The 15198-nt window shown below is 38.1% G+C and carries 12 protein-coding genes; 7 read left to right on the forward strand and 5 right to left on the reverse strand.

The window, feature by feature from the left end:
* The first annotated feature begins 28 nt into the window (after window positions 1-28).
* Both OC457_RS08100 and OC457_RS08105 read left to right on the forward strand, forming a co-directional pair.
* Window positions 29-511, forward strand: coding sequence for a YajQ family cyclic di-GMP-binding protein (locus OC457_RS08100; RefSeq protein WP_080176215.1), 483 nt, complete (start codon window positions 29-31; stop codon window positions 509-511).
* Window positions 512-1048: 537 nt separating this feature from the next.
* A complete protein-coding gene (locus tag OC457_RS08105) occupies window positions 1049-2341 on the forward strand; it encodes a serine/threonine transporter (protein ID WP_080176214.1) in 1293 nt (430 codons plus the stop codon).
* An 85-nt stretch (window positions 2342-2426) separates the two neighbouring features.
* On the opposite strand, the gene lpxL is transcribed toward OC457_RS08105, so the two are convergent.
* Together lpxL and OC457_RS08115 are read right to left on the reverse strand one after the other, a co-directional pair.
* The gene (gene lpxL, locus OC457_RS08110; RefSeq protein WP_080176213.1) at window positions 2427-3362 is read right to left on the reverse strand and encodes an LpxL/LpxP family Kdo(2)-lipid IV(A) lauroyl/palmitoleoyl acyltransferase; all 936 of its coding nucleotides are present in this window, start codon (window positions 3360-3362) and stop codon (window positions 2427-2429) included.
* Between the two features lie 270 nt (window positions 3363-3632).
* Window positions 3633-4559: an LpxL/LpxP family Kdo(2)-lipid IV(A) lauroyl/palmitoleoyl acyltransferase gene (locus tag OC457_RS08115; protein ID WP_080176212.1), complete on the reverse strand. Its 927-nt coding sequence runs from the start codon at window positions 4557-4559 to the stop codon at window positions 3633-3635.
* A gap of 380 nt (window positions 4560-4939) precedes the next feature.
* On the opposite strand from OC457_RS08115, the gene OC457_RS08120 reads away from it, so the two are divergent.
* Window positions 4940-6022: a site-2 protease family protein gene (locus OC457_RS08120; protein WP_080176211.1), complete on the forward strand. Its 1083-nt coding sequence runs from the start codon at window positions 4940-4942 to the stop codon at window positions 6020-6022.
* A 136-nt stretch (window positions 6023-6158) separates the two neighbouring features.
* On the opposite strand, the gene OC457_RS08125 is transcribed toward OC457_RS08120, so the two are convergent.
* Window positions 6159-6512, reverse strand: coding sequence for a YajD family HNH nuclease (locus OC457_RS08125; protein WP_080176210.1), 354 nt, complete (start codon window positions 6510-6512; stop codon window positions 6159-6161).
* 476 nt (window positions 6513-6988) lie between these two features.
* Between OC457_RS08125 and OC457_RS08130 the strand changes: the two genes are divergently transcribed.
* The 4 genes from OC457_RS08130 to OC457_RS08145 all read left to right on the forward strand — a co-directional run bounded on the left by OC457_RS08130 (window position 6989) and on the right by OC457_RS08145 (window position 13062).
* A complete protein-coding gene (locus tag OC457_RS08130; protein ID WP_162841698.1) occupies window positions 6989-7657 on the forward strand; it encodes a DUF2760 domain-containing protein in 669 nt (222 codons plus the stop codon).
* A complete protein-coding gene (locus OC457_RS08135) occupies window positions 7657-9492 on the forward strand; it encodes an Hsp70 family protein (RefSeq protein ID WP_080176208.1) in 1836 nt (611 codons plus the stop codon). Before OC457_RS08130 ends, OC457_RS08135 begins: the two co-directional genes overlap by 1 nt.
* A gap of 167 nt (window positions 9493-9659) precedes the next feature.
* Window positions 9660-12527: an Hsp70 family protein gene (locus tag OC457_RS08140; protein ID WP_080176207.1), complete on the forward strand. Its 2868-nt coding sequence runs from the start codon at window positions 9660-9662 to the stop codon at window positions 12525-12527.
* A gap of 331 nt (window positions 12528-12858) precedes the next feature.
* Window positions 12859-13062, forward strand: a complete 204-nt coding sequence (locus OC457_RS08145) for a hypothetical protein (RefSeq protein WP_036795050.1) — start codon at window positions 12859-12861, stop codon at window positions 13060-13062.
* Window positions 13063-13206: 144 nt separating this feature from the next.
* Here the strand turns inward: OC457_RS08145 and OC457_RS08150 are convergent, their stop codons facing one another.
* Together OC457_RS08150 and OC457_RS08155 are read right to left on the reverse strand one after the other, a co-directional pair.
* Entirely contained in the window at window positions 13207-14037 is an 831-nt protein-coding gene (locus OC457_RS08150; protein ID WP_080176206.1) for an ABC transporter, read from the reverse strand.
* Window positions 14037-14909 carry an ABC transporter ATP-binding protein gene (locus OC457_RS08155; protein WP_080176205.1) on the reverse strand — a complete coding sequence of 291 codons (873 nt, stop codon included), beginning with the start codon at window positions 14907-14909 and terminating at the stop codon, window positions 14037-14039. The genes OC457_RS08150 and OC457_RS08155 overlap by 1 nt, the downstream gene beginning before the upstream one ends.
* Window positions 14910-15198 lie beyond the last annotated feature (289 nt).

The following is a 15198-nucleotide window of genomic DNA, read 5'->3' on the forward strand; positions in this document are numbered from 1 at the left end:
TCCCATATTCAGGTTAGAGGCCAATAACATGCCATGTTTTGATATTATTTCCGAAGTAGATACCGTAGAAATCAAAAATGCGGTAGATAATTCAATCCGAGAAATTAGTACTCGTTTTGATTTTCGTGGTGTTGAAGCCAACGTAGAATTAAACAAAGAAATCGTAAAAATCACGTCAGAATCAGAATTTCAACTTGATCAGATTGTCGCTATTTTACGTGGTAACCTTGCTAAACGCGGTGTTGATGCCAATGCGCTTGAACGTAAAGCAATAAATTTCTCAGGTAAAACAGCGTCACAAAACATTGAATTTAAGCAAGGTGTTGAAACCACGAATGCTAAAAAATTAGTTAAAGCGATCAAAGACGCTAAATTAAAAGTTCAAGTTGCTATTCAAGGTGAAAAGTTACGTGTAACGGCTAAAAAACGTGACGATTTACAAGCAACAATGGCATTAGTTCGCGCACAAGATCTTGGTCAGCCGTTCCAATTTGATAATTTCCGTGACTAATTACGGTTAATATCATCAAGGAAGCGTAGCTACGCTTCCTTTTTTTACACTTAATCTCTCAACTATTTTTGAATATATTTAAAAATAGTCATAACATTTAAACTGTAATTGTCAATATTATACTTTACTGTTATGCGCAAATACGTCATACAAATATAAAATAAAACACTAATAAAACATTAACCCCTCAAAAATACCGCATTTAAAAACGCAGCCACAACATACTCAACATAACATTTACACGAAAGTATACTTTTCAAGCAAACGAACTTTTTTTATTTGCAAAAATTGTTGCAACACATACTTATACTCTATAATCCACGCACTTCAATAATGGTTAATTATTTTTCATTCTCTGTTGCTATCAAATAGGATAAAGAGCAACAACAACGATAACTAGCATGGATATGCTTATACGATCACGGAACGTTCACTTTTTACGACAAAAAACGGTTGTAAATTACCTTTATTCGCTGTTGTGCAGTTCAACTTATTCAGTACACATTGACTGAAAATGAAATACAGGAGATGTCCATAATGGGCACCGCACAACAAAAAACAACTGCAACAACAACCGAAAACACTCAAAAGCTCGGCTGGAGTAAAAGTGATACTGTATGGATGCTAGGTTTATACGGCACAGCAGTTGGTGCTGGCACTTTATTTTTACCTATTAATGCTGGAGTTGGCGGTTTAATTCCTCTCATCGTAATGATGATTCTAGCGTTACCAATGACCTTTTTTGCTCACCGAGCGATGATGCGTTTTGTACTATCAAGTGCTAACCCTGGTGCTGATATTACAGATGTTGTGGAAGAGCACTTTGGTAAAAATATGGGTAAGATTATTACCGTCTTATATTTCTTTGCTATCTACCCTATTTTACTCGTTTATAGTGTTGCTTTAACTAATACCGTTGAAAGCTTTATGAAGTTTCAGTTAGGTATTGAGCCACCAGCACGTGCAATTTTAGCGTTAGTTTTAATTCTTGTTCTAATGGCAATTGTTCGTTTAGGTGAACAACTGATCGTAAAAGCAATGAGTATTTTAGTCTTTCCGTTCGTTGCCGTTTTACTTATGCTTGCGCTATACCTTGTCCCTCATTGGAATAATGCTATTTTCACGGATATTATTCCTCAAGGTGGCAGTATTAATACAATACTAATGGCGGTATGGTTAATCTTACCTGTAATGGTTTTCTCTTTTAACCACTCACCCGTTATCTCTTCATTTGCCGTTGCTAAAGAAAAAGAATATGGCGTAAATGCTGAGCGCCAAGGTTCACGTATTTTATTACGCGCTCATATTATGATGGTTATTACTGTGATGTTTTTTGTGTGTAGCTGTGTATTAAGTTTAACGCCAGCCAATCTTATTGAGGCTAAAGCACAAAACGCTTCTATTCTAACTTACCTTGCTAACCATTTTGATACTCCGATTATCGCTTATGCTGCGCCGATTGTTGCTATTATCGCTATCACAAAATCATTCTTGGGCCACTACTTAGGCGCAAGTGAAGGCTTAAATGGCATCATTCATAAAGTCGCTCGTGATAACAACAAAACAATTTCAGACAAAGTACTTAACCGTGTTACCGCTCTGTTTATGCTGCTTACCACATGGGCTGTCGCAACACTAAACCCAAGTATTTTAGGCATGATTGAAAACTTAGGCGGCCCTATTATTGCTATGCTGCTATTTATTATGCCAATGTATGCAATCAAGAAAGTACCTGCGATGAAAAAGTATTCTGGGGCTATCAGTAATATTTTCGTAACGATTATTGGTTTAATGTCTATTTCTGCTATTTTTTATTCATTAGCACAGTAATACGATAGGCAATAATTCAAAAAAAACCGAGCCCTAAAAGCTCGGTTTTTTATTCCACAAAATAATAATATTTTCAGCCGTCTATTCACGAATGATATAAGCTTGGCTCACCTTCTGGACGGGTTTTAAAACGTCGGTGTAACCACATATATTGGCTTGGTTCCGCCATAATTGAACGCTCTACCGCTTTATTAATATACACTGCCGCAGCATGAGGATCCTTATGTGGAAACTCAGTTAATGGTGGGAATATTTTTAGGGTATATTTACCACTATCACTATTACGAATCATAGCAAAAGCCAAAGGGACGGCACCTGAAGCATCAATTAATAGGCTTGTGCCTGTTGTTGTACAAGCATCTTTTACTGCAAATAAAGGAGCAAATGTTGAATTACGACCATGGCCATAATCTTGATCCGGTGCATACCATAAAATCTCACCGCTTTTTAAGCCTTTAAGCATGCCTTTTACATTTTTACGATCAAGCATATATTTATTAGAACGCACACGACCTTTAAACTGGAAGTAATCAAAACAGGGATTATTATTCGGTCTATATACGCCAACACCAGGAGTCTTCAGACCAAAAGCCCGCGCACCTAATTCTAAATTCATAGAATGTACAGCGATTAGTAAAATGCCCTTTCCTTGCTGCTGTAATTGTTCAACATACTCTAATCCTTCAATTTCAACATGCCTTTCAACACGAATATCAGGCCAAAACCACGCCATTGCTGTCTCAAATAAGGCTAATCCAGCATTCTCAATATTGTGCTTCATTATATGTTGCTGTTCTTGTTCAGACATAAAAGGAAAACACAAGGCAATATTTTGCTGAATCGTTTCGCGGCGGCCTGACATCATTTTCATGATTAATCGACCAATACACTGCCCTAAACGAAACTGAATAAAATAGGGTAACCAACTTAGCAAGTACATCAACCCTATTAATATCAGAACAGGCCAATAACGAGGGTGTAAGAAAGCTTTGCGAAATGTAGGCTCAGTAAATCTACTCATAATAAAACACAAGATTCCTCTGCTTCTATTTAAAAACACTTATAAACAATCGGTTAAAAATAGTCATATCTCTAATCATATTATTATATTATGTGAAATATTTTATCGAATGCAAGTCAATGCAATCTTGCAATAGTCGCTATACAGCAAAGATTAAGTTTAGTTATTATTACGTTAATAAATCAACTTTAATTATTGGCTATACCTAAAATAAAAAAAAGCCCACTGTAGAAGTGAGCTTTCGTAATATTATTGATGGTGGCAAGTTAATTAATAAAGACTTGGCTGCCCTTCAGGACGATTTTTAAATCGGCGGTGTAACCACATATATTGACTAGGGGCTGCCATGATAGATTGCTCGATAATCTTATTAATAAAACCAGCAGCGGCATCAGGATCTTTATGCGGAAACCCTGCAACAGGCTGACATATCGTTAGAGTATAATGCCCAGAATCATTATCGCGTACCATCGTAAATGGCACTACCGCACAATCGGTTGCATCAACTAATAAGCTTGTTCCCGTTGTGGTACAGGCTTGCTCAACTGCAAATAAGGGAGCAAATGTTGAGCGACGTAGACCATAGTCATGATCAGGCGCATACCAAACACGTTCACCCGATTTCAATGCTCGCAGCATACCTTTAACGTCTTTACGATCAATTAAAGTTCGGTTTGATCGTGAACGCCCCTGGTATTGGAAATAATCAAAACACGGATTATTATTGGGACGGTAAACCCCCATCCCTGTTTTTTTAATACCAAAAGCACGCGCACCAAGTTCAAGATTCATTGAATGTACCGCAACCATCAATGCCCCTTTACCTTCACGTTCTAATTGCTCCATATGCTCCATGCCGTTAATCGTTACATGACGACAAACTCGAGCATCAGACCAAAACCATGCCATACCTGTTTCAAAAAGTGCCAATCCAGTATTATCAATGTTTTCTTTAACTAAATTTTCTCGTTCACTCTCACTCATTTGAGGGAAGCATAATTCTAGATTACGATGGATAATATAACGACGTTTTTTCATTAACTTAATCGCTAAACGGCCAATATGCTTCCCTAAAAAAAATTGCACCGAATATGGCAATAAACTCAGCGAATACATTAACCCCACTAATGCTAATGTACCCCAGTAACGAGGATGAAGTAATGATCGTGTAAATACAGGCTTATTTTTAAAACTCATGTGCTATTGTGACCTATTTTTTCGTTATTTTTTATCCTAAAAAATACAAAAAATATAATAATTAGATTGGTGACTATAATAAGGCTTAACCATGATAGTAAAAAGTAAAACTCATCTATTTATTACGAAAATTGACACAATACAAACTTTCCCCCCAAAATATAAAAAAATCTGTTTAATACTCGAAGGTAATGTATATAAAACAATCACACAAAAATGATATCTATAATCAAATCTTTATTTATCAATTTGTTATTTATACTTAATATCAAATTATTACACCTTTAACGTATAATATGTAACAACCCGTAACATAATCGCGTTCAATACACTTTTTTCCGTATAATCACACCATCTTTCCTTACTCTGTGGATAATGCATTGGAACTATTGGCTATCGATTTTTTAGGTAAGCCGCTGCGACTTGAAGGCTCAATGGCTGGATGGCAGCAATTATTTTGGGACAATACACTTGTATCTCAAATTGCAGCAGCACCAACCGATACAGATCAATTTACACATCAGTTTGAACTATCAAATAATGAACAGACCATTCAATGTCAACTTAATGGCAGCTTGAGTTGGCAGCCGTTTTTAATTCATTATCAAGCCAGTGCAGATCAACAAATAATTGCGCAAGGTGAACGTAATGATAAAGATATTGAACGTCAGCAACCACAACAAGTGATCGTCCCAGAAAAAAAATTTAGTTTCATTGGCTTAGCCTCATTAGGCATGAAGGCGCTTAAAAGTGCTAAATTAATTAAAGTTGTTCTTGCCTCTGCAAGTCTCGCCGCTTACTCATGGTTATTTTCAATTCAATTTGCATTAGCCTTGTTAGCTTGTTTAGTCTTTCATGAATACGGGCATATTCGTGCCATGAAATATTTTGGTATGAAAACCAAAGGCATCTACCTAATTCCTTTTTTGGGGGGATTAGCATTAAGTGATGAAAAAATTAACACCCGTTGGCAAGATGTGGTGATTTCAATCATGGGTCCTGCCTTTGGTTTAATCATGTCGTTAGCCAGTATGATCGCCTATTGGATCACGGGGGAAATGTTCTTTGCCGGATTGGCCGTCTTTAATGCGCTATTAAACTTATTTAACCTATTGCCAATTTTACCGCTGGATGGTGGTCATGTTCTAAAAAGCATTAGTTTTTCGATGAACAGTAGGATAGGTATTATTGCTTGTGCATTAGCCGCGGTTGCAGGAGTGATTTTAAGCTATCGCTTAGGGCTAACCTTATTTGGCTTCCTACTGATTATGGGCAGTTTAGAGATCATCTTTGAATGGCGACAACGTCATCAAAGTCATTTATTACCACTAGATCGTTACGGTCAAATATTCTCAACCGTATGGTATGTCAGCCTCGTCGCGGCTTTCATTGGGATTATTGCTTATTTTGCTAGCTTAGGTGACAGTTTACTAAGTTTACCCCTACAGATTTTAGGCACTTAAATCTGTAGATATAACATCTAAAATAGCAATAAAAAAGCCAGCATTCAGAGATTAATTTACTATTATTCATCGAAAATTGCTGGCTTTCTTTACTATTATAATCAATAACAGTATCTAATATTATTTACGTATTAGATTATTTCTTCTTCGCCATCATCGCTTTAAGATCAGCGAATGGATTAAAAGTTGCTGCTTGGTGATCATCTTCACCGGCACGAATCACACTTCCTTGACCATTATCAGCATCGGTATATTTCTCATGCTCATGATCATGACAAAATAAACATAATAACTCCCAGTTGCTACCATCTTGAGGATTATTAGTATGATCATGATCGACGTGGTGAACCGTTAACTCACGTAGATTTGAATAAACAAACTCACGAGAACAACGACCACACACCCAAGGGTATATTTTTAATGCTTTTTCACGGTAGCCCGCTTCTTGGCGAGCATAAGCAGCACTAGTACCTGTATAATCAGACGACATATCTTGACCTATTTTATAAAGAAATAAACAGCTAGTCTCTCTAGCCATTTAGGCAACTTACTGCCAATTGCCGTATTGAACCATCACCGAACAACAAATTTCAAGTAAAGTTTCAGCTCTTCGGTTATCTATCACAATTTAATCTAGGTTGATCTTTTAATACAACCAGTTAGCTTGAAATCGTTTTTGACCGCCTCCATATATAAAGCAGACAATCTTTTCCGTTAAAAATCACACAGAAATTCATTGTATTTAACTTAATATTTTGACTGTAATTTAAGCGAAGAGACCTTTTATTCGAGATTTTAGAAGATAAAACCTTGTATAGATAACACGTTTTTAAAAGGTCTATGCTAAGATTCATTCAATTATTTGAAGCTGATTCTAACAGAACGTTTCACGAATCGACCTTTAACCGCTAAGAGTAAACAAATATGGCTTTTGATTTTTCCAATATGCTCACTGAATTATCAGCGATGCACGTAGATTTGTCGGCGATGCCAACGAGTATCGACATGGGACACGCAATCTTAGGCGCATTAGCAGTGATCTTTTTGTTAATGTATCTAATGAAAAAAGGTAAACCTGTTGAGATCGAAAAAATTGTTGAAAAAGAGATTGAAGTAGAAAAGATCGTTGAGATTGAAAAACCCGTCGAGATAATCGTTGAGAAGATCGTCGAGAAACCTGTTGAAAAAATTGTTGAAGTAGAAAAAATTGTTGAGAAGATTGTTGAAGTCGAAGTTGAACCAAAACTAAAAACATCAACACCAGATTCAGCACTCCAACTACTGTCACTTTTACAACAAGACGCGCGCTTTATTGATTTTATGAAAGAAGATCTTAAAGGCTTTGCTGATGCTGATATTGGTGCTGCTGCTCGTGTTATTCATGAAGGTGGTCAAAAAGTACTTAATGAATACTTCAGCTTCGCACCAGTACGTGCTGAAGAAGAAGAATCACGCATTACCCTACCCCAAGGATTTAATGCTTCTGAAGTACGCCTAACGGGTAACGTCGTTGGTGAAGCACCATTTAATGGCACTCTGATCCATCGCGGTTGGAAAGTGACAAATGTTAAATTGCCTAAATTGGCAGAAGGCCATGATGTACATATCATCGCAGCCGCTGAGGTAGAATTATAATGCAAGAAACACAACAACATCGCTACAGCGTAGGTATTGACTTAGGCACAACACACTGTGTGTTATCTTATGTTGATCTTGAAAATGAAAACGCTGATGTCACGGTAATGGCTATTCCACAATTAACCACCCCAGGTAATGTGGAAGATAAAAACCAATTGCCGTCATTTATGTACCAAGCTCATGAGTCAGAGCTAGCTGAAGGTGATACTGCACTTCCTTGGAATGCAAAACCCAATGCTATTGTTGGTGCGATGGCGCGAAATTTAGGAAGTAAGACCCCTATTCGTCTTATTTCAAGTGCTAAAAGTTGGCTTTGCCACGGTGGTGTAAACCGTCGTGACGCATTTCTACCACTTAATAGCTCTGAAGAAGTTATTAAAGTATCACCATTAGAGGCAACACAAAAGTACCTTGAGCACATGGCCGATGCGTGGAACTTCCAACATCCTGAAACGCCCATTTGTGATCAAGACGTAACGATTACAGTACCCGCATCTTTTGATCCGGCTGCGCGTGAACTTACTGCAGAAGCAGCACGCAATGTTGGCTTTAAGCACCTAACTTTGCTTGAAGAACCACAAGCTGCTGTTTATAGCTGGATCAAAAACAGTGATGATAACTGGCGTGACCAAGTTGCGGTTGGCGATATCATTTTAGTGGTCGATATCGGTGGTGGTACAACGGATTTATCGTTAGTTGCTGTTACAGAAGAAGACGGTAACTTGACCCTTAACCGTGTTGCTGTGGGCGATCACATCCTTCTTGGCGGTGACAACATGGATCTTGCTCTAGCTTATCGCTTAAAGATGAAGCTAGCACAAGAAGGCAAGCAGTTACAGCCATGGCAAGTATTAGCGATTACTCATGCTTGTCGTGATGCAAAAGAAGCACTGCTTAACGATGCTGAATTACAATCTATGCCAATTGTAGTGCCGAGTCGTGGTTCTAAGCTTCTTGGCGGTACGCTACAAACAGAATTAACCCAAGAAGAAGTACAACAAACATTGGTTGAAGGTTTCTTCCCACAAACAACCATTGAAGAGTTACCCGTACAAACAGCGCGTGGTGCATTAACTCAAATGGGTCTACCATATGCACAAGATGCGGCAGTATCTCGTCATGTTGCAAGCTTTTTAAGTCGTCAAAGCCAAGCAGTAGAAGAACTGTTTGCCCAATATGAACAACAGCATGAAGGCTTTATTCGCCCAACGGCTATTTTGTTTAACGGTGGTGTACTTAAATCATCATTACTGTCAGAGCGTCTATTAACAACAATTAATAGCTGGCTAACAACCGCCGGCTCTACAGAAGCAAAACTACTTTCAGGGCTTGATCTTGATCTTGCTGTTGCAAGTGGCGCTTCATACTACGGTTTTGTTCGTCGTGGTAAAGGCGTTCGTATTCGTGGTGGTATCGCAAGTAGCTATTACGTCGGTATTGAAAGTGCCATGCCTGCTATTCCAGGTATGGAACCACCATTAGAAGCATTATGTGTTGCTCCTTTTGGTATGGAAGAAGGCAGTCAAGCTGACGTACCAAGCCAAGAATTTGGTTTGATTATTGGCCAGCCAGTACAGTTTAAATTCTTTGGTTCAACCGTACGTCGTGATGATGTTGCAGGTACACACCTTGATTGGTGGCAACCAGAAGAGATGGAAGAACTACCGGCGATTCAAATGACACTACCTGTATCTAAAGGTCGTACTGCTGGTGACGTTGTTCCTGTTAAATTAGCGTCACATGTAACTGAACTTGGCATGTTATGCCTTGAAGCCATTGCGACCGATAATGGTCAGAAGTGGCAAGTCGAATTTGACGTTCGCGAAGCATAATTGCTCGCACAACGGCGCACTTTATAGTGCGCCGTTTATTTATCTAACCACCAGCCAATGAAACCTGTCAGGGGTACACACTCACCTATTTTCTACCCGCAAAAACTGACACATCAAATGTTTCCCATCTGGCTATGTTCTCATCTCAATTATTTTATGGAGTCAGCATGTCTTCATCTTCTCCGCGCTACCTTGTTGGTATTGATCTGGGTACAACACATACTGTTGTCGCTTATAGTGAAATTACAGATACCTTAGAAACAAGTCCGATGCATATTTTTGAAATTGATCAATTAATTGCACCCGGTGAAGTAGTACGTAAACCATTATTGCCTTCATTTCGTTATCATCCAGCAGAAGGTGAAATGGACGCAACCCAGTTAGTATTGCCTTGGAACGTTGAGCCTGTAAATGGTGAGATTCCGAGCGTTATTATTGGTGAATTTGCGCGTGAACTAGGCGCAAAGGTTGAAGGTCGCCAAGTTGTCAGTGCTAAAAGTTGGTTATCCCATCAACATGTTGATCGTAACGAAGCTATTTTGCCTTGGTCATCAACAGCTTCAACATCTGACGTTAAGAAAGTCTCACCTGTTATCGCCAGTGCAAGTTACCTAAACCATGTGCGTCAAGCATGGGACTATCACCATAAAAATGACAAACTTGCTCATCAAGAAGTTGTGATCACTGTTCCTGCTTCTTTTGATGAATCAGCACGTGCACTCACATTAGAAGCAGCTGAGCTTGCAGGATTAAAAAAAGTATTACTACTTGAAGAGCCGCAAGCAGTTTGTTATGACTGGTACGCCCAAAACCGCCAACACGCCGATGAGTTATTAAAAGACATTCCATTATTAATGGTGTGCGATGTCGGTGGTGGTACTACCGATTTAAGCTTAATTAAAGTCGGCAGTGATGAGGGTAAATTAACCCTTGATCGTATTGGCGTTGGTGATCACTTAATGTTAGGTGGCGATAATCTCGATTTAGCACTAGCACACGTTGCCGAGCAACGCCTGCATGGCGAATCTAAAAAACTAAGCCCAGCTGCGTTATCAAAATTGATTCAGCAAACGCGAAAAGTGAAAGAAAAGTTATTATCAGGCAACGCACCAGATAATGCTAAAGTAACCATGCTAGGCAGTGGTTCGCGTTTGATTGGCGGTGCAAAAAGTATTGAGTTAAACCGTGAAGAAGTGCATAGCATTGCCCTTGATGGCTTTTTCCCTATCACGGCATTTACTGATCAACCAAATCAACGTCAAGCAGCCATGGTTGAATTTGGCTTACCGTATGCGGCTGATCCTGCTATCAGTAAGCATGTTGCTCAGTTTATTGATCTGCATGACAATGTTTGTCGTGAAGCATTTAATGCGTTTAATCTACATCACCCAGATTCAATCATTATTAGTGATGACCAACCTGCAATTCCTGTTGCTGTACTGCTTAATGGCGGTGTGTTTAATAGCCCCCTACTGTCAGCGCGTACGCTAGATATTATTTCTCGTTGGCGTGGAGCGCCGGTTACTGAGCTTAAAAACCTCCACCCAGACTTAGCAGTTGCCTTTGGTGCTGTTGCTTATGCTAAAGCACGCCATGGCGCACAACTAAAAATCGGTGGTGGCTCAGCGCGATCATTCTTCTTAACGATTGGTGAAAACAAAGGCACCAAGCAAGGGATCTGTTTATTACCCAAAGGGATTGAAGAAGGCACTGAAGTTACCTTAGCACACCGTAAGTTTGCATTAACGTTAGGCGAACCGGTACGATTTAACTTAATTTCATCTACAAATGATAAACATCACGATGTGGGTGAGCTAATTGAAATCCTCGGTGATGGCTATGTTAACCTACCGCCTTTTATTGCAACCTTAGACAGTGAACGCGATCGTAGCGAATTAGCCGCAAACCAAAAAGATCGCGAGGAAGTTACATTAGCTTGTCAGCTAACAGAAGTAGGAACGCTGCAAGTTGAAGCAGTAAGCCTCACGGATAAGACTAAACGTTGGAAAGTAGAATTTTCTATTCGTAAAGATTTAGCTCGATTAAATCGTAATAATGATACTGATAGCACACTGGCAGAAAGTGAACTTCCAGCACGCATGCCAGATGCTATTGATGCCGTTAAAAAAGTCTTTGGGGGTAGTAAGACTGCTGATAATCAAGCGGCTAAAACACTTCGTAATGATCTCGATAAAATATTAGGTAAACGGGATAATTGGGAAACGCCATGTTTACGTGAACTTGCTAATGCATTACTTGATAGCAAGAAGCGCCGTCGTCGTTCAGATCTTCATGAACGTAATTGGTTAAAGCTTACTGGTTTTGCTATGCGTCCTGGGTTTGGCTACCCTGCTGATGAATACCGTATGGAGCAAATTTGGCAGCTATATCAACATGGCATTCAATTTGACACTAATACGCAAACATGGTGTGATTGGTGGACATTCTGGCGTCGTGTCGCAGGTGGCTTAACGCAAGAGCAGCAACTTGTTATCTATAAAGACATTGCTAAATATATTACGCCAGGTGCGAGTCGTAACGCCAAGCTTAATAAAGAACTCCAAGAGCGTAGCTATGAAGATATGGTTCGCTTAGCTGCGTCTTTAGAGCACTTACCGTTTGATAAGAAGCTACAACTGATTGAATGGTTATTTGGTCGTCTTCAGAAAACACAGTATGCACAAGCGCATTGGTGGGCTATCGGTCGAATTGCAACTCGATCACCTTTTTATGGTAGTACACATAACTTATTATCCGCTGAGCATGTTTCTTACTGCTTACCAGAACTAATGAATTATGATTGGCGCAAAGAGTCATACATTGGTTTTGCAGCCGTAATGATGACGCGTATGACAGGTGATCGCACATTAGATATTAATGATGATCTTCGTCAACAAGTGATCGCTAAATTAAAACAAAGCAAAGCACCTGATAGCTGGATTGAAATGGTTTCTGAGGTCAAAATATTGACAGAGGAAGAAACAAAACGGGTCTTTGGTGATGCATTGCCTAATGGATTACGTCTTATTGGCTAATTGATTTTAAAATGACCTAATAAAGGGAGATCTATCTCCCTTTATTTAATCACATATATTCAATCTAATATTCCTTATTTAAAACCAAGCCGTAATTATTGCCTTTATGTCTAAAAAAATAGGCGTTTAATTTTAATTTTTCACTTTAGCGGCTAAATTAATCCATAAAAATAATTCTATTAATCTTCTGTTAAGGTTCATATTGCTATTGTCTTGCTAACAGCATTTGTTTACTTGTTATAATAGATAACAGGTCGACCGTTTTTCAAGCATTGAGTGGACGTATTGGAACGACCATAATCCCACTCCAAAAATTCAAATAGGCAAGACTATGACTAATACACAATATGATTTAATCGCACAACGTATCTTCAAGTCAGAGAACCAGCGTGTTGCTGTTGCTGCCGTGGTTTTTGATGGACTATCAAGCTACGAAGCTGAGAAGCGTTATGAGCTACCAAAAGGCACTCTGTCTCGTAATGTTCGTAAATATAAAAACGAAGTACAATACATTGAGTCAGTTTCTGCAGCTTAATGATTAAGTAATTTTTTATAATTAAACCGATATGCATAATGTATATATGAAATAAAATAACCATGGTTTAATTAGAAGCAAAAATAAAAGAGAATGTATCGCTACATTCTCTTTTTTAATAACATTAATATTCTACAATGACACTCAATCACCGCTACGTAAATAAACACTAACTTTAAATAACCCTACCGCAACAATTAATAATCCAAATAGCGTCACTGAACCAACACTTGCTAATGTCTGCCAAGGATGATTACTGGTTAGAATATTAAACGCCAAATTACTGACACGGTTTAGCCAAGTCCCTATTGCCATTGAATCAAACAACATATAACTAATGAACTTAATCAAGGTTATTGCAACAAACAAAACTAATAATGGGTGCTCAGTTAACTGAGAAGCACAAAAAATAATACAAATAATAGGCAATAAAGCTAAGCTCATTGCTATCATCATTGAAATAAACTGCCCCCAATGCAAACCAATTGCAGCAAGAGAAAGTCCATTTTCTACCAACATGTCAGTCGGCATAACCCACTTCGCAACTACCCATACGGTCACATCTATAAATAATAAAAGTAATGATGACAATAATGGAATAATAACTAATGCTACAAAGATCTTAATAGCAATTGCTTTACTGTCACTCACTGGCATCGAATGCCAAAAAGCTAACGTACCTTCTTTACGTTCCTTTGCAAGAGCTTTGGCAGAATAAGTAAAAAAGCTAAGTAAAGATACAATACCCGCAATAAAAAAAGCGCCAGAGCCAACAATGCCGGCAAATGATGATGTTGTTATCGGTGGTTGCCAACCATCAATATCATTCATCTGAATATTAAAAGAGAAACTATTAATATTACTCAATACTATTACAACCAATACAGCAGCAAATAATGCTAAAAATAATGGCAATCGTATAATTATTTTATGTTCTAATAATTCATTTTTTACTAGAGTATAAGTTTGCTTCATTATATTGACTCCTGCTGTTTCGCTAAGAAGATGTCAGCAAGACTGGGTTGGCTAATATCCCCTAATAATGCCAATTGAGAGATATCAGCGCCTTCAAATAATAATCGATATTGCCCTAATTGATAATTTACAGTTAACGGATTTAATTGTTTCGCAGCATCAATGTTAGCCTCATTAGTAGACAAAATCATAAACTCAGCCGCTAATGACGATAAAGACGATTGCAATACGACCTGACCATTTTTAAGCACTAAAACATCAGTTAGTAAATGCGCTATTTCATTCACCTCATGACTCGCTATAATTAATGCACGATCACCTTCAGTAAACCACGCCATCAAAGTGCGATAAAATGTTGACCGATACATTAAATCAAGCCCAAGCGTCGGCTCATCTAAAATAAGTACATTGACGTTTGTTGCCATTACTAGCGCCAAATGTAACTGTACTTTCATACCTTTCGATAATGTTTTTACTTTACTATTAATACTGATATTCGTTTGAGCCAAATATTGCTGCATTTTTTGTTGTTCAAAACGAAAATGCACTCCTGCAGCATACGCAATTAACTGCTTAACAGTCATCCACTCAGGTAACATGGCTGCATCAGAAATATACGCAAGATTTTTAACTATTTTCTCACGGTGCTTCTCAGGTGAGAGGCTAAATATACTTAATTCACCTGCGCAACTATGCATCCCTAATAACGTTTTAATGAGCGTTGATTTACCAGCACCATTATGACCGAGTAAACCGAGAACTTGTCCACTAGATAAACTAAAGCTAATGTTTTCTAATGCTTTTTTGTTATGATAAAACTTAGTAATGTGTTGAGCTTTAATAAAAGGCTCCGCACAGTTTATATTACTCACATAAAGTCCTTAATAGTCAATTAATCGAAATAATATTGATTAGTAACATAAACAAGTCGCTTTATAAATTAAAGGCATACTGAATAGCACATTCATAATAAAACATCGTTTAATTATAATAAATGATAGGAAATTTAGGAATTGAAGAGAAAGTACAGTATTCATCACATGCTTTTTAATAACATGCGTTCAAGCGAGTGTATACAGAGCTAATATTATTAACTCTGTATACTACATAAGTGATCAATATAAGAGTGCAACTTACTATATTAAAATAAGAAGGCTGTAA

The sequence above is a fragment of the Photobacterium toruni genome (assembly GCF_024529955.1).
Taxonomy (GTDB): domain Bacteria; phylum Pseudomonadota; class Gammaproteobacteria; order Enterobacterales; family Vibrionaceae; genus Photobacterium; species Photobacterium toruni.

What these genes read in the sequence shown, in the direction of transcription:
- OC457_RS08100 (WP_080176215.1), top strand. Translation starts at nt 29, where the DNA reads ATGCCATGTTTTGATATTATTTCCGAAGTAGATACCGTAGAAATCAAA.
- OC457_RS08105 (WP_080176214.1), top strand. Translation starts at nt 1,049, where the DNA reads ATGGGCACCGCACAACAAAAAACAACTGCAACAACAACCGAAAACACT.
- lpxL (WP_080176213.1), bottom strand. Translation starts at nt 3,362, where the DNA reads ATGAGTAGATTTACTGAGCCTACATTTCGCAAAGCTTTCTTACACCCT.
- OC457_RS08115 (WP_080176212.1), bottom strand. Translation starts at nt 4,559, where the DNA reads ATGAGTTTTAAAAATAAGCCTGTATTTACACGATCATTACTTCATCCT.
- OC457_RS08125 (WP_080176210.1), bottom strand. Translation starts at nt 6,512, where the DNA reads ATGTCGTCTGATTATACAGGTACTAGTGCTGCTTATGCTCGCCAAGAA.
- OC457_RS08130 (WP_162841698.1), top strand. Translation starts at nt 6,989, where the DNA reads ATGCACGTAGATTTGTCGGCGATGCCAACGAGTATCGACATGGGACAC.
- OC457_RS08135 (WP_080176208.1), top strand. Translation starts at nt 7,657, where the DNA reads ATGCAAGAAACACAACAACATCGCTACAGCGTAGGTATTGACTTAGGC.
- OC457_RS08140 (WP_080176207.1), top strand. Translation starts at nt 9,660, where the DNA reads ATGTCTTCATCTTCTCCGCGCTACCTTGTTGGTATTGATCTGGGTACA.
- OC457_RS08145 (WP_036795050.1), top strand. Translation starts at nt 12,859, where the DNA reads ATGACTAATACACAATATGATTTAATCGCACAACGTATCTTCAAGTCA.
- OC457_RS08150 (WP_080176206.1), bottom strand. Translation starts at nt 14,037, where the DNA reads ATGAAGCAAACTTATACTCTAGTAAAAAATGAATTATTAGAACATAAA.